Raw genomic sequence first — 20,725 nt, forward strand, 5'->3', positions numbered from 1 at the left:
GGAATGTCCCGGATCAGACGGCGATCGGCGCCTTGATGCTGGCATCGGCCTCGTAGCCGATCAGCTCGAAATCGTCGAAGGTGAAGCCGAAAATGTCCTTCACATCAGGCTTGATGCGCATGAACGGCAGCGGCTTCGGCCGGCGCGCCAGTTGCAGCTTCGCCTGGTCGAAATGGTTGTGATAGAGATGAGCGTCGCCGAGCGTGTGAACGAAATCGCCGGGCTTCAGCCCGGTCACCTGAGCCACCATCATCGTCAGCAGCGCATAGGAGGCGATGTTGAACGGCACGCCGAGGAAGATATCGGCCGACCGCTGGTAGAGCTGGCAGGAAAGCTTGCCGTCAGCCACATAGAACTGGAACAGGCAATGGCAGGGCGGCAGCGCCATTTCGTCCACTTCGGCCGGATTCCAGGCCGAAACGATGTGGCGACGCGAATTCGGATTGTTGACGATGCCTTTGACGAGATTGGCGATCTGGTCGATATGGCCGCCATCCGGCGCTGGCCAGGAGCGCCACTGGGCGCCGTAGACCGGCCCGAGATCGCCGTTTTCGTCGGCCCATTCGTCCCAGATCGAAACGCCGTTTTCCTTGAGATATCGGATATTCGTCTCGCCCTTCAGAAACCAGAGAAGCTCGTGAATGATCGAGCGCAGATGCAGCTTCTTCGTGGTGAGGACGGGGAAGCCCTCTTCGAGGTCGAAGCGCATCTGGTAGCCGAAGACCGAGCGCGTGCCGGTGCCGGTGCGGTCGCCCCGGTCGGAGCCCTTTTCCATCACATGATTCAAGAGATCGAGATATTGCTTCATGTCGCGCTGATTCCGTTTCGGCCAATTTAAGCCTTCGGAACCGGGAAACCAATCACCGCCGGGTATTTTCCCAATGTTTCTGATGGGGCGCATAACGCTTTTATGACGTTTGCCCTTTCCTTGTGCAGAGGAAACCCCTATATCAACCCTGCCGGCTTTCGGGCCGGCTATGGCGATAAATGAGCGGTGTAATAAACCTATTGGACCCGGGGGCGGTACCCGGCGCCTCCACCAAAAACCGGCGGTCTTAAAGGCCGGCTTTTGATGGGGGCGAAACAGGATCGACAAGGGTGTAAAGATCGTCTTTTTGCTCGGCATTGTACCGCCGTTATCGGGCTAAAATTGTAGTTGCAAACGACAACTATGCGGAAGCTCGTCTCGCTGCTTAATCGCGGTGTGACACTTCAAATAAAGTCCTAGTGGTTCGCACCTCTAGGCGGGGTCCGAAGGCACCTGGCAACAGAAGCCTTCACCTTCTCCCTGCCGCCGAAATCATGTATGCTGCTTAAAAACGTGACTCGGCTCCGGTCTTTCCCAAGGCGCCCGGACGTGGCATACAACCTTGTGAAAAGACTCCGAACCGACGAAAGACAGGAAAAGCATGGGGCAGGATCATATCCGCTACGACATTCTGGCACAGGATGCACTTCGCGGCGTCATCCGCAAGGTATTGGCGGAAGTCGCAGCCACGGGCCGCCTGCCCGGTGATCATCACTTCTTCATCACCTTCCTCACTGGCGCGACCGGTGTGCGCATCTCCCAGCACCTGAAGTCGAAATACCCCGAGCAGATGACTATCGTCATACAGCACCAGTTCTGGGACATGAAGATCACCGAGACGCATTTCGAGATCGGTCTTTCCTTCTCGGACGTTCCGGAAAAGCTGGTCATCCCATTCAATGCGATCCGCGGCTTCTACGATCCCTCCGTCAACTTCGAGCTCGAGTTCGACGTGCCACTCGCCGATGGCGAGGAATTGCCGTCCGGCGAAATCACCGCCTATCCGGTGGATGCGGCCAGTAAGCCCGATGACGCCGCGGGCGCAAAAACCGCCGACGGCGAGGAGAAGAAACCGGGCTCCGTCGTCTCGCTCGACTCCTTCCGCAAGAAGCAGTGATTTGAAGGGGGCCCAAGCCTCCCTTTTTCATAGGGAATCCAGGCAAACGCATGAGCGCCGAAATCATCAATCTGCGCCAGTTCCGCAAGAAGCAGGCTCGCTCCGAACAGGAGAAGCAGGCCGAACAGAACCGCATCTCCTTCGGCCGCACCAAGGGCGAAAAGCAACTGACCCGCAGCCTGAACGACAAGGCCGACAAAGCCCATCGGGACGGCCGGATCGAGACCGATGACGACGGCGCGTGACGGTTTCAGGCAAAGCTTGAAGAGCCGGAATGGAACCTGCGATCAGCCACTTGCGCGGTTTCCTTGAATCGATCTGCCGACCCACGCATGCTTTGATAGAACGTCCTTAGCGCGTCCTCGCGGACGCGCGGCGCTCTAATCGGAATGTGAAGGCGCTCCATGATCCGCAAGCATTCGGCGACATTGCACGGCCATCGCACCAGTTTCTCGCTGGAGGATGAGTTCTGGACCGAGCTGAAGACGATTGCCGCAGCCCGTTCGATACTGCTCGCCGCCCTGATCTCCGAAATCGACGACCACCGCCCGCCGGACAGCAACCTGTCCTCAGCGCTGCGCTTGCATGTGCTTTCCTGGCTGAAGGCCGGCGCCAGCCACCAGCCCTGATGCATGTTGCTTAAAATCGCGTAGCGATTTGGGACGACATCAATGAAAACAAAGGCCTGAAGCGTCTTGCATGAATCAAATTCTATGCACTTTCACTGCGCCTGAACGCCCGGCAACTGGTCGAAATTGAGCGGACCGGGCTGCGCTTGCCCGCTGCGCCGTGCTGCTTCCGCCTCTGCGGCGGCCCTCGCCTGCGCATCCGCATCCGCCTTCGCTTTGGCTTCCGCCGCGCGTGCGGCCTCCGCCTCGGCAGCAGCCTTCTCAGCGGCTGCTTTCTGCGCCAGCGCGCGCAGCCGCTCTTCCTCCGCCTGCCGTTGCTGCTCGATCTCGGCTGCCTTGATGCGCTCAGCGTCGTTGAACCGGTAGAGCGCCACCTCGCGGCGCAGCCGCTGTTTTTCGAGCACGACCGCCTGCAGCCGCTCGACACGCCGGCGCTCGCGCTCGAAGGCGCGCAGCGACAGAAAGCTGGTGATATCGGTTACATCCATCGTCTTGCCGGGCGACGGCAGCATGCCGGAAAAATTCAGCCGGAGCGCCGGCTCGGCGCCGGAAAGCGCTTCCGTGCCAGGATTGAACCCGACGCCCAGAGTCGCGCTGATCCGCTCTTCCGGCAGTGCGATTTGCGCATCGGCGGTGATGCGGGCCAGATCGTTGGCGACGGTGACATTCTGCACCCTCAGCGTCCCGTCGGCGATGTTGAAGGGGATGCCGAGCGGCGGCAGCTTCGCCTCGCCGTTGCTGAGCAGCGTCTCGATGATTGGATGCACCTTGCCGGCATTGATCTGCTCCTGCATCGTATCGGTTGCGGCAAGCAGCGGCGGAAGGACGGCAAGGTTAAGCCCGCGTATGCTGGTATCGCCGAGCCTCAGTTCGCCCGAACCATTGAGCGAGCTGGCGATCTCGCCGATCGTCTTGCCCGAAGCCTCCATCGACAGCGACAATCCGAACTTGCCGTTGGCGATCGGCGCTCCGTCGCGCAGCCAGACGACGCCGGAAAGATCGGAATCGGCAAGCGCAAGCTTCGTCTGCAGGAAACCGGTACCGTTGGCATTGGTGAAAAGCAGGTTGCCGGAGAGCTTTCCGTCGTCCCAATTGCCGGCCATGTCGTTGAGCTGCAGCTCGTCGCCCTTGTAGGCAACGTTGCTGGTGAAGTCCGACACCGCCGTTTCCGGAAGGCCCGGCCAGAACTGCTTGGCCGTCAGCTTCACGTTGACGTCGAGATCCTTGAAGACGGGCAGCCCCAGCGGCGCCGTCGTCAGCTGACCGTTGGCGGGATCGACGATCTGGCCGAACACCGCCTCGCCGAGCCAGCCGGCATCGGCCTTGGAGAGCGTCAGCCCGCCACTCGCGGTCGTCTTCGCAGCCTTCCGGTCGAAGGTCAGCGCACCGGAAAATTCGTTGTCGGCCGCATGCCCCTTGAGATCCGAAAAGACGATCTTGTCGCTATTGACGGCGGCATTGACCTGCAGGCCGAACGGCAGCCCGGTTCCGGTCTGCGGCAGGGCGATGCCGTTCATGATGAGATAGGGGTCGATATCGGCGCTGTCGAGCGAAAGGGCGATCTCGCCGTTCATGAAGGTCTCCGGCCGGACATCGATCTTGCCGTTGGCCATGAACGAGGTCCGGTCGGTCGCAAAGGTCAGCGCCGCATCGGCGGGATCGTTGCCCGATGCCTTCACCTTCAGCGTCAGGCGGCCATTGGCCCCGACATCGACCGGCAGCGGATCGAGCCCGGCCTGGCCGAACAGGACTGATGGCACGGCGTTTTCGAGCGTCGCCTCGAGGCTCGTCGTGCCATTGCCGGTCAGCGCCAGGAGGTCGGACATGCGGTAGTCGAGATTGACGCGGCTGCCGTTCGCCACGCCGGCAAGCGTCACCGTCAGCGCATTGCCCTCGTCGCCGCCAAGCGTCAGCGCGCCGCGAAGCGCCGTATTGCCGTACCAGCCGGCATTGCGCACCAGCCGGTCAAGCACCGGGTGATGCGGCAGGTGCTCGCGCAGCATGGTGAAGAAGCCGCCGGGATCGGCCGATTTGAAGGTGATCTCGCCCGCGCCCTTGTAGTCGAGCAGCGAACCTTCCGCCCTGCCCGTCGCCGTCAGCTCTGCGCCTGCAATATTCTTGATCGACAGCCGGTCGACGGCAAGCGCGCCATCGGCAATCGTAAAGGTGGTCTCGACATTCTCGGCGTCGACGCCGAAGGCGGTGAACTTGTCGGCCTTGAGCTGGGCGGCGATCTTGTGGTCGAGCACGTTGTCGCCGGCATCCTGGCCGGTCATGAGCCCGCTCAGCGCCTGTAGCGCGTCAAGATCGAGCGTATCGCCGTTCAGCGCCACCGATAGCGTCGGCGTCTGGCCGGAGATCGCCTGGCGCTCCAGCCGGCCCTTCAGCGTCGCCGGTCCGATGGCGATCTCGAGATTTTCGAAACGCTGCAATTCATGCGTCAGGCTGACATTGGCGGAAAAGCCCGCCTGCCGTAATTGCCGGATAGCCGGATCGACCGAGCCGGCTAGCCAGGAGGCTAGCCCCGTCGGCTGGCTGGAGGCCACCAGGATCTGGCCGTTGAACGAAGGCTCGCCCTGAAGCAGGAGCTTGCCCTTGCCCTCTACCTGCGTGCGTCCCGGCAGCGTGCCGGTGACGCTGTCGATCAGCCAGCCGGTGCCGGCCGGTTCGAGCTCCAGCTGTACGTCGCGCAGCGTCGTATCGCCGGCGACGATTGCCGGCAGCTTGACGCTCGCCTTGCCCGGCACCTGCGGGATCGGCACCTGCGCGACGATATCGATCAGCGAATTCAACCGCTGGCGCGCCGAAACAGCGGGATCCCGTGTCGTCTTGCCGGCCGAGCCCTGATTGCCGATGCGGTTGACATCGATCTGCTGGCCGTCGGCGGTCAACAGGAATTCCGGCGCATTGCCGGTATCGAGCGTCGCCTCGCCGGTTATGACGTAGGGATCGTCTGTCGGGCCGATCTCCATCCGGTATTCGGGGATGCGGATACGTTCATTGGTGAGCTCGAAGCGGCCCTTGACGCGCGGCGGCTGCTCTTTCTTGTTGGCGGGCTTGGCGCTGTTGCGGATTTCGATCGCGGCCGAAAGCTGGCCCTGATAGTTCGGCTTGCTGTCGACGAGCTTCAGCTCGCCGTCGAGATCGACGCTGACAGGGTGCTTGTCCGGCGAAAGCCTCGTGCGCATGCGCAGCACGCCCTTCTCGTCCGGCTGACTGCTCGAGATCGAGAAGCCGCCGTGCTCGCCGTCGAGCGCAGCGTCGCCCTCGATGCGCCAGGGACCAGCCAGCGACTTTGCCGACATTTCCGCGTTGAGGCCGGTGATGCGACGCGAGCGACCCGACTGATCGTCGATGAATTCGACCTCGCCGCCGCTGACATGCACGTTTTCGAGGACGACGGTCCTTGCCGGTATTTCCGCGCGGCTGCCGCGCATCCAGTCGAGCGTGCCGTCCTTGAGCAATCTCAAGCGCACCTTCGGATTGACGATACGCATGTCGAAGATCAGCGCTTCGCCCGACAGGAAAGGTGCGAGCTCCGCATCCATGGAGAACTGCTCGACCTTGACGATCGGCGTGCCGTCTGCTTCCTGGCCGACGCGCACGTCATGCAGCGTCACCGATGGAAACGGCAAGAGGCGCGCATCCACGGTGCCGTAGACGGTGACTTTCTTGCCGATAATGCGGCTTGCCTGATCCTCAAAATTCTTGCGGAAGTCCGTCCAGTCGATGAACAGCGGCGCAAGCAGCGCCACAAACAGCACTACGACGATCACTCCCCCCAGAAAGACGAGGAACCGGCCTACCAATGCAAAGCGTCTCCATTCGGGATTCTGTTGCAGACACTAGAGCATGATGCCGAAAAGTGTGAGCGGTTTTCGGACGACATCATGCTCTAACTCTTTATTTGAGAACAGGATTCAGATTTCAGGGCGAGCCTGCCTAACATCATCTTGTTCTAGCGCTAATCATGCCGGGGGCAAGACCCAACTTCATGAGAATGTTCCGTTTCAGCCATGGTGGAAAATCTTGCCGGGATTGAAGATATCGTCCGGATCGAGCGCCTGTTTCACCTGTCGCATCAGATCCACCGCGCCGCCGAGCTCCTGTTCCAGAAACGCCATCTTGCCTTGCCCGATCCCGTGTTCACCGGTGCATGTCCCGTCCAGGTCGAGCGCCCGCCGGTTGAGCCGTTGTACGAAGCTCTCGGCCATGGCGATGTCTTCGGCGCTCTTGTCGTCGAACAACAGCAGCACATGGAAGTTCCCGTCGCCGGCATGGCCGACGATCGGCCCCAACAGCCCGTGTTCCTCGATATCCGCCTGCGTTTCGGAAACACAATCGGCGAGCCTCGATATCGGAACACAAACATCGGTCGAAAGTGCGGCAAGCCCGGGCGCCAGCGCCCTTGCGGCCCAATAGGCGTCGTGGCGTGCCTTCCAGAGCTTCGTCCGTTCCTCGGCATTGGCTGTCCACAGGAACTCGCCGCCGCCGCATTCGGCGGCGATCTCGGCAAAGGCTGCCGATTGCAGCGGCACCGTCTCGTCGGTGCCGTGGAATTCGAGGAACAATGTCGGGCTTTCGGCATAGGAGAGCTTTGAATAGGCGTTGCAGGCCCGCATCTGTACCGTGTCGAGCAGCTCGATACGCGCCACCGGAATGCCCATCTGGATCGTCATGATGACGGCATCGCAGGCGGCCTTGATGCTCGGAAAGGCACAGGCCCCTCCGGCAATCTTCTGGGGGATCGCCTGGAGGCGCAGCGTCACCGAGGTCAGAATGCCGAGCGTGCCCTCGGCGCCGACGAAGAGCCGCGTCAGATCGTAGCCCGCCGAGGATTTACGGGCGCGCCGGGCCGTGCGGATCTCCTCGCCATTGGCGGTGACGGCGGTGACGGCAAGCACATTGTCCTTCATCGTTCCGTAGCGCACGGCATTGGTGCCGGAGGCCCGCGTCGAGGCCATGCCGCCGATCGAGGCGTTGGCGCCGGGATCGATCGGGAAGAACAGGCCGGTATCGCGCAGGTGGATATTCAGCGCCTCGCGTGTCACACCCGGTTCGACGGTGCAGTCGAGATCTTCGGGGTTGACCTCAAGCACCCGGTCCATGCGGCTGAAGTCAATCGAAATGCCGCCATTGGCGGCATTGACCTGCCCCTCCAGCGAGGTGCCGACGCCGAAACCGATCACCGGCACCTTGTGGGTCGCACAGGCTCTGACCGCCGCCTTCACATCTTCGGCGCTCTCAGCGAAAAGCACCCCGTCTGGCAGTTGCGGCGGGATATAAGTGGTCGTATGGGCATGCTGTTCGCGGAAGGACTGGCCGGTCTGGAAACGCTCGCCGAAGCTCTGCTTGAGAATGCCGAGCACCGCGGCAATTCCCGCCTCGTTGCGTGTGCCCGCCTTCGCGTCCTTCAGCGCCATCCCGTTGATCTCCCTGCCATTCCGCAGAAACCATATCGTGTTCCGCAGGTCAGGCTGGGTATGCGGCAAGTCAAAGCGGCTGTCCAGTTAAGATTGGCAGAAGATTTCATTCCCACTTTGTTATAGGCAGGCTGCTATAGCCAAGTCCGCCGCCCTCGCACCTCAGACAATCGGCGGATTGAGCCGCGCAAAACCCTCCTGCCTGCGATAGGGAAAATAGGGATAGGGCGCCGTGACAGTGCTGACGGCGTCGAGCCTTTCGACCTGCTCCTTCGACAGGCTCCAACCGACCGCACCAAGATTCTGCCGAAGCTGTTCCTCGTTGCGGGCGCCGATGATGACGCTCGATACCGTCGGCCGGTTAAGCAGCCAGTTGATGGCGATCTGCGGCATCGTCCGGCCGGTCTCACCCGCGATGGCGTCCAGCACCTCGACGATGTCGAACAGCTTCTCGTCGTCGACGGGCGGGCCGTATTGCGCCGTCTCGTGCAGCCGGCTTGCCTTGGGCAGCGCCTGGCCACGGCGGATCTTGCCGGTCAGCCGGCCCCAGGCAAGCGGGCTCCAGACGAGGGCTCCCACACCTTGGTCGGCGCCGAGCGGCATCAGCTCCCATTCGTAATCGCGCCCCGCCAGCGAATAATAGACCTGATGGGCGACATAACGCGGATAGCCGTGGCGCTCAGCGGCGGCGAGCGACTTCATCAGTTCCCAGCCGGCAAAATTGGAAACGCCGGTATAGCGGATCTTGCCTGCGGCGACGAGCCCGTCGAGCGTCGACAGCACCTCCTCGACCGGCGTCGAGGCATCGAAAGCATGAAGCTGCAGGAGGTCGATATAGTCGGTCCCGAGCCGGCGCAGCGCATCCTCGGTGGCGCGGATCAGCCGTGCTCGCGACGTTCCCCAGTCCTGCGGCCCCTCGCCCATTGGCAGCGCCGTCTTCGTCGAGATCAGCACAGCGTCTCGCCGGCCGCGGATCGCCTGGCCGAGCACCTCCTCGGAAGCGCCGGCGGAATAGACGTCGGCCGTGTCGAAGAGATTGACGCCGGCTTCGAGGCAGATATCGACAAGCCGCCGCGCTTCCTCGGCATCGGTATTGCCCCAGGCGCCGAACAGCGGCCCGCTGCCGCCGAATGTGCCGGCGCCGAAGCTCAAGACCGGCACTCTGAGGCCGGAGGCGCCGAGATTTCTGTAGTCCATGGATCTGTCTCCTGTATTTCCTATGAGATAGACCTTGGTCGCCCGATGATATAGATTGCCCCCAAGCAAATCATCTGTGACTTGAATTCATCATGAGCCGTCAGGACATCAACCGCTCCGGCGAAATGGAAGTCTTCGTCAGTGTCGTCGAGCGCTGCGGTTTTTCCGCCGCCGCCACGGCCCGGCGCATGACGCCGTCGGCTGTCAGCAAGCTCGTCGCCCGGCTGGAGACCCGCCTCGGCGTCCGCCTCGTCAACCGCTCTACCCGAAAGCTGCAGCTGACGCCGGAAGGCTGTGCCTTCTACGAGCGCAGCATCACCATCCTTGCCGATATCGCCGAGGCTGAACGTCAGGCCTCGACAGGTGAACAGGCTTCAGGCCGAATCCGCATCAACACCAGCGGCTCTTTCGGCAATCATGTGCTGGCGCCGCTCGTGCCGGCCTTCATGGCGCTTCATCCGGCCGTGACGCTGGATATTTCCCATACCGACAGGATAGTCGACTTGATGGAGGAGCGTGCCGACGTCGCAATCCGCGCCGGCCCCTTGAAGAATTCCAGCCTGATCGCTCGCAAACTTGGCGCCACCGGCAAGATCATCGTCGCAGCACCGGATTATCTCTCGCGTCATGGCAAACCACTCACGATCGCCGATCTCCGCCGCCATTGCCGCATCGGCTTTTCTTACGCCCGCGCCATCGAGGGCTGGTCGCTGCGCGAAGGTGGCGAAACGGTGATGATCCCGATCACCCCGGGCCTGCAGGTGGGAGACGGCGAAGCCATGCGTCACCTCGCTTTGTCAGGCGCCGGCCTTGCCCGGCTCGCCGCCTTCACCGTGCGCGCCGATATCGATGCCGGCCGCCTGGTGCCGGTGCTCGAAGAGGCCAATCCTGACGATCTCGAGGAGTTCTACGCCGTCTATATGGGCCAGGGCGGCCCGCTACCGGCGCGTGTACGCGCACTGCTCGATTTTCTCGCCAGCCATGTACGTTTCTGAGGCACCCCGCCCAAAACCGTGCAGCGGCTTTGTAAAGGTGACATGCATAAAAACAACGACTTGAAGCGGTCGCATGAATCAGTTTCGCATTATAGGGCACCGAGAAGCCAGATTTCGCAATTGACCGCCCGCCTCGCCCCCGCCTATACCGGACCCGCGCCAGCCGGCTCTTGTAGCCGGCATTTCTTCGTCATGCCGGAGCCCTCAGCCTCAGGGCTTGGCGCCGGCCAGGAAAGACACGGGGATCATGTCATTCTGCGACGTAAGCCGCCTGCTGCGGGATTCCGGCCTGGCGAAATGGGCGCTGCTGCTGGCACTTTCGACTGCTCTCGTCGTCTTCCTCGAACTCTTTGCTCTGCCGGCCTCGCTGCTGATCGGACCGATGGTCGCGGCAATCGCACTGGCGTTGACCGTCGGCAAGGGAAAGCTTCGCGTGCCCTTCTGGCCGCTGCAGTTCGGCCAGGTCCTGGTCGGCCTGATGATGGCGCGCACCATCACCCCTGACATTCTCGGCACCATGGCGAAAGACGCACCGCTCTTTCTGCTGTTCATCTTCTCGGTTATCGCCATCGCCACCGGCCTCGGCTGGCTTTTGACGCGCTGGCAGGTGCTGCCGGGTACGACCGCGGTCTGGGGCTCCTCGCCGGGCGGCGCCTCCGCCATGGTCATCATGTCGGAAGCCTATGGCGCCGATGCCCGTCTCGTCGCATTCATGCAGTATCTGCGCGTCGTCTTCGTCGCCGTCGGCGCCTCGGTGATCTCGCGCCTGTGGGTGGCAGCCGATGGCGCCGAGCCGCCGCCGCTTGTCCTCTTTCCCGAGATCGACTGGCCGGCCTTTGCGGCGACGATGGCTTTTGCCGCCTTTTGTGCCTATGGCGTCTGGCGCCTGCGCCTCCAGGGTGGCACGATCATCGTGCCGCTCTTTCTCGGCGCCTTGCTGCAGGGCATGGGCCTCGTGAAAATTGAGTTACCGATGTGGCTGCTCGCCATCGCCTATGCACTGGTCGGCTGGAGCATCGGCCTGCGGTTCACTCGCTCGATCCTCAAGCACGTGGCGCGCGCCCTGCCGAGGGTATCGGCCTGCATCGTGCTGCTGATGGCGCTCTGCGGCTGCATGGCCGTGGCGCTTCACGTCTTCGCCGGCATAGATCCGCTGACCGCCTATCTCGCCACCAGCCCCGGCGGCGCCGATTCCGTCGCCATCATCGCCGCCTCCAGCGATGTCGACGTGCCCTTCGTGATGGCGATGCAGACCGGCCGTTTCCTGGTGATCCTGATGATCGGCCCGATGCTCGCCCGCTTCATCGCACGCCGTTCCGGCCTTGCGGAAAATCCCGTCTAATGCCCTGTTTGGGGTTATGCGTGAGTGCTACCCATTGGCCGGGCGTCATGCCGTAGGCCTTCTTGAAATGGCGGTTGAGATGGCTCTGGTCGGCAAAGCCGGTCGCCGCCGCCACATCGGAAATCCCCTCGCCCGCACCGATCATCGCCCGCGCCCGCTGCAGCCGCCGCATCAATAGGTAGCGATGCGGGCTGGTGGCGAAGGCCGCCCGGAAATGCCGCGACAGCGCAAAGCGGTCGAGCCCCGTCACCGCTTCCAGCTCCCCCGAGCACACTGCCCGGGTCGCATGTGCCTCAAGATAATCCCGCGCTGCCCGCGCCTGCCGCCACGCGACGAGGCCCAGCGGCCGGCGCGGCATGCGCGCATGCCGTGACAGCCCGCCCGTCACCCGCGATACGAAATCGTCGACGAAAAGCTCGTCCAGTTCGCGGTCAAGTTCGCCGAGTGCTGCCAGCAGCACGCCCGCCAGCGCAGGATCGCCGATAACGGGTTCATCGACAAAAGGCAGGCCGACGCCATCCGCCTCCAGGCATTCGAGAAGCAGCGACGGCTCCAGATAGAGCATGCGGTAGTGCAGCCCATCCTCGGTCCCCGCCCCGCCGTCATGCTCTTCGTCGGGATGCAGCACGATCACCTGCCCCGGCAGGCTGAAGCGCCGCACGCCGCGATAGCGGAAGGTCTGTACCCCCTTCAGAGTCACGCCGAGTGCATAGGTGTCGTGCCGATGCGGCTCGAAAGCATTGCCTGAGAACTGCGCCTCGATGCGCTCGATGCCGGGAAAGGCCGGCGCAGCCAGGATGGCGTTGCCGGATGGTCCCGCGCACAAACGTTCAAGACCTTCGAAGACCTGCGGATGTAAGTCCTGGTTCAACGCGCCCGATACTCCATAACCCGTAGATAGGTGAAAGACCGTACGATGTTTGATACCAAAATTGCCGTCGTCCTGCGAAACAATCTTGCCGGCTGGCAGAAGCTGAACGTCACCGCCTTCCTGATGACAGGCATCGCCGGCGGGCATCCCGAGATCATCGGCGAAGCCTACAAGGACCGCGCCGGCAATCTCTACAATCCGCTATCGATCCAGCCGATCATCGTGCTCTCCGCCGACGAGGCGACGATATCAGCAGTTCACCGCCGCGCGCTGGAGCGCGATATTACCAGCTCGCTGTTCATCGAGGAGATGTTTGCGACCGGCCACGACGCTGCCAACCGCGCCGTCTTCGCAGAATTTGCGCCTGAAGACGCCAAGGTGGTCGGCATCGCGCTGCGCGCCGAAAAGAAGATCGTCGACAAGATCACCAAGGGCGCCACGATGCAGCACTAACAGAAACGGCCGGGCTAAGCCCGGCCGTTTCAAAGGCAGAAAATTCGGTTCAGCCCTGCGTGATCGGCGCGATCTGGATCTCGACGCGGCGGTTCTGCGCGCGGCCGGCCTCGCTCGCATTGGAGGCGACGGGCTGGGACGGGCCGAAACCGACGGCGGAGACGCGGCGCTGGTCGATGCCCTGACCGCCGAGATAATCGGCAACCGAAAGCGCGCGGCGCTGCGACAGGTCCTGATTGTGCTGCAGGCTGCCGGTCGAATCCGTATGGCCGTTGACGTCGATCAGCGTGCGGTTGAACTTGCGCAACACGATCGCCACCGAATTCAGCGTCGGATAGAAGCCCGGCTTCACCGCGTCCTGATCGACGTCGAAGGTGATGTTCGACGGCATGTTAAGAATGATGTTGTCGCCGTTGCGGGTCACCGAAATGCCGGTGCCTTCGAGCTGGGCGCGAAGCTCGGATTCCTGCTGGTCCATGTAATTGCCGATCGCACCGCCGGCGAGAGCCCCGACGCCTGCGCCGATCAACGCCGCATTGCGCTTGCCGTGGCCGCCACCACCGACGGCCACGCCGACGAGAGCGCCGCCGAGGGCGCCAAGCGCAGCACCACCCGCCGTATTGGAAACCTTCTGTTCACCGGTATAGGGATCGGTCGTCGTGCAGGCACTGAGATAGCTTGCGGCAATAGCGAGAAGTACGAATTTTTTGATCATGGACAGGACGGTCTCCGTTCGACTGATCCGAGCAAATGGCAAGGATTGCGGCAAGAAAATGAAGATGTTCTCCTGATAGGGCAAATTCGGGCGCCGAAACACAGCCATGTTGCGGGATTGCGCTGATATCACCAGTTTTAGCGGATGACCGTCCACTTCTCCTCCCTCATTCCTGTGCTCGTCACAGGAATGACAGAGAGTGGGATCGCACACTTAGAAATTTTGGAACAACTGCCGCACCGTATCGTAGGTTGCGTTGGCGATGTTCAGCGATTGCAGGCCGAGTTGCTGCTGCGTCTGCAGCGCCCTGAGCCTGCTCGACTCCTCCTCCATGTCGGCATCGACAAGCCGGCCGATGCCGGTGGCATTGTTGTCGTGCAGTTTCGTGGCGAAGTCGTTCTGCAGGTTGATGCGTTTCTCCAACGCGCCGAAGGCCGAACCGACCGTCGTCAGCTGCGACAGCGCGGCATCGACGACGCTGATCATTTCGCCGACCTGTCCTTTCGTCGTGCTAGCCGAGAGCGAAATCACTACCTGCCCTGTGGTGGTGCCGTTTTTGCTCTGCATCAGCACGTAGTCCTGCGACGCGCCGAGCTCGGTGGCGAAATAGGCCGATGTCAGCACGCCGTATTCGCCCGAACCGGTGGCGCGATCATCGATCAGGTAGCGTGCGTCCTTAGAGGTCGTGCTCCCGCTCGGCGTCGTGTCGATATGATAGCTCAGCATGCCGACCGAGATGGTCCCGTCGGCATTGCGGATGAAGGAGGCCGGAATCTGGCGCGGCTGCGTCGGTGTCGCATCGTTGTTGAGAACCACCCAGTTGTCGCTATTGAAAGTCGCCGCCTCGGAGACGCTGCGCAACTGCTCCTGCAACTGCTTGATCTGTTCATTGACCTTGTCCTTGTCGACCCCGTCTTCGGTCGCGGCAACCAGCTTGGCCTTGATCTCAGAGACGACATCGATGACGTTCTGGACGCCGGTATAGGCCGTTCCCATCGTCGCCGCCGCCATACCAAGCGCATCCTGGATCGCCGAAACCGCCTTGTTGTCGGTTCGCGCAGTGGTGGCGACCGACCAATAGACGGCATTGTCGCTGGCTTTTGCCACACGCATACCGGTCGTGATGTGGTTTTGCGTGACCGCCATATTACGGTTGATATCGCGCAGCACATGAAGCGCCGCATCCACCGAGACGCGCTGGTAAATACTCACAGAACTAAACTCCAAAAACACAACAGGACGCAAACTGCACAAGAAATGAACCGTCCGCACGGACTGTCATGTCCGGGGTCGCTGGCGTTCCAGCGCGTTGCGGCCTTCAAGAAACGAAGAAGACCAGTCGGTTACTGGCAACAATCATTGCCGTTTATGCTTAACAAACGACTAAACGTCAGAAGTAATCCATCTTATTTTTCAAGGTTTCATACACCATAAGAAACGCCGCCGGACGAGGTACGGCGGCGTTGCGAAATCGGATGAAAAGCTTATTCGGCGGCCTGCAGCTGCTCGTCATCGGGTGCGGCGCGTGGCCGTGTGGCGACCGACATCTCTTCGTGCAGGCGCGCCTCCTCGTGGGCGTGCGGCTTGGCGAAGCGGGCAAGCAGCAGATAGGCGACCGGCGTAATGAACAGCGTCACCAGCGTTGCGAAACCGAGGCCTCCAACGATCACCCAGCCGAGTGCTACGCGCGCTTCGGCGCCGGCGCCGTGGGCAAAAACCAGCGGCACGCCGCCGAGGATGGTGGCGATCATCGTCATCATCACGGGACGAAGGCGCAGCGCGCAGGCCTTCTCGAGCGAGGACCGCACATCCTCGCCCCGGTCGCGCAGCTGATTGGCGAATTCGACGATCAGGATACCGTTCTTCGCCATGACGCCGACCAGCAGCACCAGGCCGATCTGGCTGTAGATGTTGAGGCTGGAGCCGGTGATCACAAGTGCGAAGACGGCGCAGGCAAGACCAAGCGGCACCGTCGACATGATGATCAGCGAAGACAGCACGCTTTCGAACTGCGCGGCCAGCACCAGGAAGATGATGACGATGGCGAAGCCGAAGGTCAGCGCCATGCCGCTCGAATTCTCTTCGAGCGTCGCCGCCTCGGCAAGCGGCAGCAGGCGGGAGCCTGGCGGCAGCAGCGGCTCGGCGAGATCAGTCACCTGCTTGACGGCATCGCCGAGCGACTTGCCGTTTCTGAGTCCGGCGGTGATCGCCACGGAGGCGAGCTGCTGCTCGCGGTTGAGCTGCGGCGCGACCGAACCTTCCTTCATCGTGGCGATGACCGACATCGGCACGATCTTGCCGTCGCCGGTTTTCAGGAACACGTTCTCAAGATCGGTCGGATCGTCGATCGGCCGCGTCGTCGAGGTCAGAAGCACGGGATAGGATTCGCCGTCGACGAAGACATCGACCACCGAGCGCCCTTCGAGCAGCGATTGGATTGCTGTCGAAAGCCCGGTTATATCGATGCCGAGATCCGAGGCGCGCTCGCGGTCGATCGCCACCGACACCTGCGCCTGGCTGGGCTCGTTGGTCAGGCGCGGCGTATCATATTGGCCAGTGGCCTCGAGCGCCTGAACCAGCTTGGCGGCCGCCGCCGTCAGCGCCTCGTGATCATTGCCGATCAGCGCCATCTGCAGACCACTGCCGGCACCGCGGATGCGAAGGCTGTTCGATGAGATAGCATTGCCGCGCAAAGCCGGCACCCTGGAGGCCGCCTGGTTGATATCGCCGACGATCTCCGTCTGCGTCCTGTCACGCTCTCCCCAGGGGGCGAGCGTCAGCACCATGAAGCCGCTGTTCAGCGAACCACCCTGGCCGGAGATCGAGAAGACGTTGCGGATGTCGCCGCGGTCGACCAGCGGCTGCAGATATTCCTCGACGAGCTGCATCTTGTCGCGGGTATATTCGAGGCTCGATCCCTGCGGCGTCGTCAGCCGCATCATCACCATCGACCGGTCCTCTTCGGGCGTCAGCTCGCTCTTGACCGTCGAGAAGGCGATGAGCGCCGCGCCGGCAAAGATCACCGAGAACAGGATGACCACGAAGGGCGCGTTGAGACAGCCGTGCAGTGCCCATTTGTAGAGATCGGCCAGCGCCCCGCCGAAGCGGCCGAGCACGCCGTGATCCTCGAGCATCGGCTTGGTCAGCATGCGCGAGGCAAGCATCGGACACAGCGTCAGCGCCACGATCGACGACAGCCCGACCGAGAAGGCGAGCACGAAGCCGAATTCGCGGAAGAGGCCACCGACCTGTCCCGGCAGGAAGGAGAGCGGAATGAACACCGCCGCCAGCGTCGCCGTCGTGGCGATGACGGCGAAGAACACCTCGCGCGTTCCGAGCACGGCAGCAGCGCGCGGTCCCATGCCTTCGGAGCGCCGGCGTACGATATTTTCGAGCACCACGATCGCATCGTCGACGACGAGGCCGGTCGCCAGCACAATCGCGAGCAGCGTCAGAATGTTGATCGAGAAGCCGACCATGTAGATCGCCGCCAGCGTGCCGATCAGCGCCACCGGCATGCTGACGGCCGGGATCAACGTCGCCCGCCAATCGCGCAGGAAGAGGTAGATGACGGCGGTGACGATGACGGCGGCGAGTATCAGCGCCAGTACCACCTCGTGGATCGCGCCCTGGATGAAGACGGCGTCGTCGCTGGTGATGGCAATCGTCGTGCCCTCGGGCAGTGTCTTCGACAGCTGGTCGACGGCCGCCTTGATGCCAGTCGAGATGTTCAGCGTATTCGACTGCGCCTGGCGGATGATGCCGAGACCGATGCCCGGCTTGCCGTTGGAGCGTAGCGCCGTTTCGCCGTCGCGTGGCCCGAGCATCACTGTCGCGACGTCGCCGAGCCGAACGCGGTCCTGCAGGATGACGTTAGAAAAATCCGCCGGCGTCTGCAGGTTGGCAGTGGCGCGCACCACGATATCCTGCGTATTGCTCTTCAGCGAGCCCGCCGGCACGTCGAGTGCAGCATTGTCGAGCGCCTTCGTCAGGTCGCCGATGGTCAGCCCGCGGCTGGCAAGCGCGCCCTGGTCGACATCGACGCGGAAGACCTTCTCCTGGTCGCCATATTCCTCGACGTCGGCAACCCCGTCGACGGAGGCGAGGCGATCAATCACCTCGTTTTCGACGAGCTGGGTCAGGTCGTCCATGTTGAGATTGGTGGAGGTGACGGCAAGGCGCATGATCGCCGAGGAATCCGAATCCGCCTTGACTATCTGCGGCGCATCCGCTTCGTCGGGCAGGTTCTGGGTAATGCGGCCGATCGCGTCGCGCACGTCGTTGGCGGCGACCGAGAGATCGATCGCATCCGAAAATTCCAGCGTCACCCGGCTCTGACCGAAGGATGAGGTCGACGAAATCGATTTCAGGCCGCTGACGCGCGCGACCGCCCCCTCGATCACCTTGGTCAGTTCCTGGTCGATCGTCTGCGGCGATGCGCCATCGAAGGTGGTGCGCACGGTAACGACGGGACGGTCGACATCCGGCAGTTCGCGCACCTCAACGCCGACATAGGCCGCAAGGCCGGCGACGACCATCAGCGTATTGAACACCAGCGCCAGAATCGGCCGGCGAACGAAAAGCGCGGTGAAGCTCTGCTTGCCCGAGGCCCTGTCCTGATGAATCTCGGTCACGCTCATTGGGTGGCGACCTCCGCAGCCGCGGCGACATCGGCGCTCACACGCACTGCCCCGCCCTCGCGCACGCGCTGCAGTCCCTGTGTCACGATCACGTCGCCGTCCTTGATGTCGGCTTTGACCAGCACGAAATCCGGGTTGCGCTGCACGATACTGACCCGCACCTTGTGCGACTTGTAGTCGTTGACCTGCCAGACGAAAGACCCTTGTGAATCCCACTGCACCGAGACCGGGTCGACGGCCGGATATTTATCGCCGGCAAATTTCATGCTGACGCTGAAGGACATGCCGGCGCGCAGCTCGTCCGAACTGTTGTCGATCTTGGCGCGCAGGCGCAGCGTGCGACTTGCCGCGTCGATGCGGTTGTCGACGGCTTCGACCACGCCGGAAAACACCTTTCCTGGCCTTGCCACCGACATCGCCTCGACCGGCTGGCCGACCGACACAGTATTGGCGAAGCGCTCCGGCACCCAGTAGTCGACGAGGATTTCCGAACGGTCGTCGAGCGTGACGATCGGGATGCTCGTCGTAACATTGTCGCCGATATTGACCGGCACGATGCCGACGATGCCGTCGATCGGCGCGGTGATGTTGCGCCGGGCGAGATTGAGCTCGGCGGCCTGCAGCTGCAGCCGCGCGCCCTGCTCGGCGATCTCGGAATCGAACACGTCCATGCGCGACACGCTGGACTTGATGTTGTGATAAAGGTTGGACTTCTCGACGGCGGCCTTAACCGCCACGTCAGCCTGGCCGCGGGCGATCACCTGCTCCTCGCTGTCGAGCTTGGCGAGCACCTGGCCGGCCTTCACCCTGTCGCCCGACTTGATGAGGATTTCGCGGATTGTGCCCGATGCCTGCGGCGTGACCGCGACCGAACGGATCGCGTCACCCGTGCCGATGGCATTCAGCCGGTCGTTGACGATACCTTGGACGACTGCCTGCGTCGCGACGAGAATGGCGCTGTTGCGCCCGCCGCCATTACGGCGGTTCTGTCCCTGCCCTTGTCCGTCGCCGCGTTGCTGCCCCTGCGCCCGGGCTGGAGCGTCGGCATCCACCGTCTCCTCAGCCTTCGGCGCGATCTTGGAAACGATGCTGTCTGGAATCCCTGCATCGCGCATCGTATCGCCGGCGCCGGGCACAAAGAAAACCCACGCGGCAAAGCCGGCAATAATGACGATGAGCGACAGTATAAACTGCTTCCAAAAGGCCATTCACGTCTCCAGAGGGACTCGAGGTTGGACCAGGGTCGGTCGAAAGAGGCGCTGCGGGATCGAGATTCCCGTCTGATGCGACAATATCGCGCGTTTACAGCTTACCGGCAAGCATAAGCAGCCGGCATTACCGATTTGTAATATCAGCAAAGAATGGAAATAACCCGGCCGCTCACTTTTGTTTGAACGAACACTCGCCCATGCCTTTGACACCGCCGATTATCGGGCGAGATATCGCACAAATGTCCGACGATGCGGGTTGAATGTCTATCTGCGCATCGACCATCGCACGCCCATGACGGCCGCAATCCCCAGTATCGGCCACACCGCCCAGAACTGCCCCGTCCAGGTGAAGAGGTTGAGGCCGGCAAGGCCAAGTGCCAGGATCGCCAGCGAGGTGATCTTTCGGTTGAACAGGATCTGATCGCGGTTCCAGGCGAGCGCCGCGACGACGGCAAGCGCAAGCACCGGAAACCGCGCCCAGAAGACGCCCTGCCACGACAAGAGATTGATACCGATCAGGACGGCGGCGATGACGCCGAGCACGCCATACAGCCTGCGTCCTCCCGGTGCTGGGGTTGTCTCAACCTTGGCTGCCGCCATAACCGCCGCCGGCTGCGGCCGCGCGGCGCCGGATCGTTCGGCATGCGGCGTCTCCTCCCTGGCATCGCCGATCTTTACCGCGTAGCTTGGCACGCCTTCATCGACATTCTTCACCATCAGCGGCCCGAGAAACTCGAAACCAACCGCCACCTTGTTGCGGACCTGATCGTAAACGGTACTTGATATGACGATGCCGCCGGCCGCGGCCGACGCCTGCAGCCGCGCGGCAATATTGACGCCGTCGCCATAGATGTCCTCGCCCTCGACGATTACGTCGCCGAGATTGATGCCGATACGGAAGAGCATGCGACCGTCGGCCGGTCGGCGGGCGTTGAAACCCGCGAGTTCGTTCTGGGTGTCGACGGCCGCACGCACCGCCTCGACCACGCTTGGGAAGTCGGCGATCAGCCCATCGCCCCAGGTGTTGATGACGCGGCCGCCATGGCTTTCGATCAGGCGTCCCATCGCTTCCCGGCAGCGTTTGAGGCTCGCAAGCGTCCCTTCCTCATCAGTCCCCATCAGCCGCGTATAATCCTGCACGTCAGCACAGAAGATCGTCGTCAGCTTGCGCCGCGTTTCACTCATGGTCTCTCGTCTCCGCGCTATCCGCCCCGGAAGATCGCTGCAAAGGGTGAAACTGGTCGAGATCAAGTGGGCGATTGCAACGGCGGTAAACTACTAAGGCTTTGTGTTTGTTGCCACCGATAATTGTCCATTATCGCCC

16 protein-coding genes and 1 other RNA gene are annotated in these 20,725 nt (G+C 62.5%); 7 read left to right on the plus strand and 10 right to left on the minus strand.

What is annotated here, in order from left to right; all coding sequences use genetic code 11:
* Positions 1-13 precede the first annotated feature (13 nt).
* Positions 14-808, minus strand: a complete 795-nt coding sequence (locus AC2444_RS14170) for a thymidylate synthase (protein WP_012758237.1) — start codon at positions 806-808, stop codon at positions 14-16.
* A 111-nt stretch (positions 809-919) separates the two neighbouring features.
* Here AC2444_RS14170 and ssrA point away from each other — a divergent pair.
* The 4 genes from ssrA to AC2444_RS14190 all read left to right on the plus strand — a co-directional run bounded on the left by ssrA (position 920) and on the right by AC2444_RS14190 (position 2,554).
* Positions 920-1,282, plus strand: a transfer-messenger RNA (tmRNA) gene (gene ssrA, locus AC2444_RS14175).
* A gap of 127 nt (positions 1,283-1,409) precedes the next feature.
* Positions 1,410-1,925 carry an SspB family protein gene (locus AC2444_RS14180; protein ID WP_012758238.1) on the plus strand — a complete coding sequence of 172 codons (516 nt, stop codon included), beginning with the start codon at positions 1,410-1,412 and terminating at the stop codon, positions 1,923-1,925.
* Between the two features lie 50 nt (positions 1,926-1,975).
* Positions 1,976-2,170 (plus strand): DUF4169 family protein, encoded by a 195-nt coding sequence (locus tag AC2444_RS14185; protein WP_012758239.1) that lies wholly within the window; start codon positions 1,976-1,978, stop codon positions 2,168-2,170.
* 159 nt (positions 2,171-2,329) lie between these two features.
* Positions 2,330-2,554 (plus strand): ribbon-helix-helix domain-containing protein, encoded by a 225-nt coding sequence (locus tag AC2444_RS14190; protein WP_012758240.1) that lies wholly within the window; start codon positions 2,330-2,332, stop codon positions 2,552-2,554.
* A 92-nt stretch (positions 2,555-2,646) separates the two neighbouring features.
* On the opposite strand, the gene AC2444_RS14195 is transcribed toward AC2444_RS14190, so the two are convergent.
* The 3 genes from AC2444_RS14195 to AC2444_RS14205 form a co-directional block, all read right to left on the minus strand.
* Positions 2,647-6,363 (minus strand): AsmA family protein, encoded by a 3,717-nt coding sequence (locus AC2444_RS14195; RefSeq protein ID WP_012758241.1) that lies wholly within the window; start codon positions 6,361-6,363, stop codon positions 2,647-2,649.
* A 201-nt stretch (positions 6,364-6,564) separates the two neighbouring features.
* The gene (locus tag AC2444_RS14200; RefSeq protein WP_012758242.1) at positions 6,565-7,977 is read right to left on the minus strand and encodes an FAD-binding oxidoreductase; all 1,413 of its coding nucleotides are present in this window, start codon (positions 7,975-7,977) and stop codon (positions 6,565-6,567) included.
* Positions 7,978-8,139: 162 nt separating this feature from the next.
* On the minus strand, positions 8,140-9,174 hold the full coding sequence (locus tag AC2444_RS14205) for an aldo/keto reductase (RefSeq protein WP_012758243.1): 1,035 nt from the start codon (positions 9,172-9,174) through the stop codon (positions 8,140-8,142).
* Between the two features lie 92 nt (positions 9,175-9,266).
* Between AC2444_RS14205 and AC2444_RS14210 the strand changes: the two genes are divergently transcribed.
* Together AC2444_RS14210 and AC2444_RS14215 are read left to right on the plus strand one after the other, a co-directional pair.
* Positions 9,267-10,169: a LysR family transcriptional regulator gene (locus AC2444_RS14210; RefSeq protein WP_012758244.1), complete on the plus strand. Its 903-nt coding sequence runs from the start codon at positions 9,267-9,269 to the stop codon at positions 10,167-10,169.
* Positions 10,170-10,416: 247 nt separating this feature from the next.
* A complete protein-coding gene (locus tag AC2444_RS14215) occupies positions 10,417-11,511 on the plus strand; it encodes an AbrB family transcriptional regulator (RefSeq protein WP_012758245.1) in 1,095 nt (364 codons plus the stop codon).
* On the opposite strand, the gene AC2444_RS14220 is transcribed toward AC2444_RS14215, so the two are convergent.
* On the minus strand, positions 11,471-12,382 hold the full coding sequence (locus tag AC2444_RS14220) for an AraC family transcriptional regulator (protein WP_012758246.1): 912 nt from the start codon (positions 12,380-12,382) through the stop codon (positions 11,471-11,473). The two genes, AC2444_RS14215 and AC2444_RS14220, sit on opposite strands and share 41 nt — an antisense overlap.
* Before the next feature lie 45 nt (positions 12,383-12,427).
* On the opposite strand from AC2444_RS14220, the gene AC2444_RS14225 reads away from it, so the two are divergent.
* Complete coding sequence (locus AC2444_RS14225; RefSeq protein WP_012758247.1) at positions 12,428-12,835, plus strand: DUF2000 family protein; 408 nt, start codon at positions 12,428-12,430, stop codon at positions 12,833-12,835.
* Positions 12,836-12,884: 49 nt separating this feature from the next.
* On the opposite strand, the gene AC2444_RS14230 is transcribed toward AC2444_RS14225, so the two are convergent.
* The 5 genes from AC2444_RS14230 to AC2444_RS14250 all read right to left on the minus strand — a co-directional run bounded on the left by AC2444_RS14230 (position 12,885) and on the right by AC2444_RS14250 (position 20,586).
* On the minus strand, positions 12,885-13,550 hold the full coding sequence (locus AC2444_RS14230) for a YiaD family glycine zipper/OmpA-like lipoprotein (protein WP_012758248.1): 666 nt from the start codon (positions 13,548-13,550) through the stop codon (positions 12,885-12,887).
* A 213-nt stretch (positions 13,551-13,763) separates the two neighbouring features.
* The gene (locus AC2444_RS14235; protein WP_128448872.1) at positions 13,764-14,762 is read right to left on the minus strand and encodes a flagellin N-terminal helical domain-containing protein; all 999 of its coding nucleotides are present in this window, start codon (positions 14,760-14,762) and stop codon (positions 13,764-13,766) included.
* A gap of 272 nt (positions 14,763-15,034) precedes the next feature.
* The gene (locus AC2444_RS14240) at positions 15,035-18,190 is read right to left on the minus strand and encodes an efflux RND transporter permease subunit (RefSeq protein ID WP_012758250.1); all 3,156 of its coding nucleotides are present in this window, start codon (positions 18,188-18,190) and stop codon (positions 15,035-15,037) included.
* Positions 18,187-19,398, minus strand: coding sequence for an efflux RND transporter periplasmic adaptor subunit (locus AC2444_RS14245; RefSeq protein WP_012758251.1), 1,212 nt, complete (start codon positions 19,396-19,398; stop codon positions 18,187-18,189). The genes AC2444_RS14240 and AC2444_RS14245 overlap by 4 nt, the downstream gene beginning before the upstream one ends.
* Before the next feature lie 267 nt (positions 19,399-19,665).
* Entirely contained in the window at positions 19,666-20,586 is a 921-nt protein-coding gene (locus AC2444_RS14250; RefSeq protein WP_012758252.1) for an adenylate/guanylate cyclase domain-containing protein, read from the minus strand.
* Between the last annotated feature and the right edge of the window lie 139 nt (positions 20,587-20,725).

The organism is Rhizobium sp. WSM1328, from assembly GCF_057653715.1.

What these genes read in the sequence shown, in the direction of transcription:
- AC2444_RS14170 (WP_012758237.1), bottom strand. Translation starts at nt 808, where the DNA reads ATGAAGCAATATCTCGATCTCTTGAATCATGTGATGGAAAAGGGCTCC.
- AC2444_RS14180 (WP_012758238.1), top strand. Translation starts at nt 1,410, where the DNA reads ATGGGGCAGGATCATATCCGCTACGACATTCTGGCACAGGATGCACTT.
- AC2444_RS14185 (WP_012758239.1), top strand. Translation starts at nt 1,976, where the DNA reads ATGAGCGCCGAAATCATCAATCTGCGCCAGTTCCGCAAGAAGCAGGCT.
- AC2444_RS14190 (WP_012758240.1), top strand. Translation starts at nt 2,330, where the DNA reads ATGATCCGCAAGCATTCGGCGACATTGCACGGCCATCGCACCAGTTTC.
- AC2444_RS14200 (WP_012758242.1), bottom strand. Translation starts at nt 7,977, where the DNA reads ATGGCGCTGAAGGACGCGAAGGCGGGCACACGCAACGAGGCGGGAATT.
- AC2444_RS14205 (WP_012758243.1), bottom strand. Translation starts at nt 9,174, where the DNA reads ATGGACTACAGAAATCTCGGCGCCTCCGGCCTCAGAGTGCCGGTCTTG.
- AC2444_RS14210 (WP_012758244.1), top strand. Translation starts at nt 9,267, where the DNA reads ATGAGCCGTCAGGACATCAACCGCTCCGGCGAAATGGAAGTCTTCGTC.
- AC2444_RS14215 (WP_012758245.1), top strand. Translation starts at nt 10,417, where the DNA reads ATGTCATTCTGCGACGTAAGCCGCCTGCTGCGGGATTCCGGCCTGGCG.
- AC2444_RS14225 (WP_012758247.1), top strand. Translation starts at nt 12,428, where the DNA reads ATGTTTGATACCAAAATTGCCGTCGTCCTGCGAAACAATCTTGCCGGC.
- AC2444_RS14230 (WP_012758248.1), bottom strand. Translation starts at nt 13,550, where the DNA reads ATGATCAAAAAATTCGTACTTCTCGCTATTGCCGCAAGCTATCTCAGT.
- AC2444_RS14240 (WP_012758250.1), bottom strand. Translation starts at nt 18,190, where the DNA reads ATGAGCGTGACCGAGATTCATCAGGACAGGGCCTCGGGCAAGCAGAGC.
- AC2444_RS14245 (WP_012758251.1), bottom strand. Translation starts at nt 19,398, where the DNA reads ATGGCCTTTTGGAAGCAGTTTATACTGTCGCTCATCGTCATTATTGCC.
- AC2444_RS14250 (WP_012758252.1), bottom strand. Translation starts at nt 20,586, where the DNA reads ATGAGTGAAACGCGGCGCAAGCTGACGACGATCTTCTGTGCTGACGTG.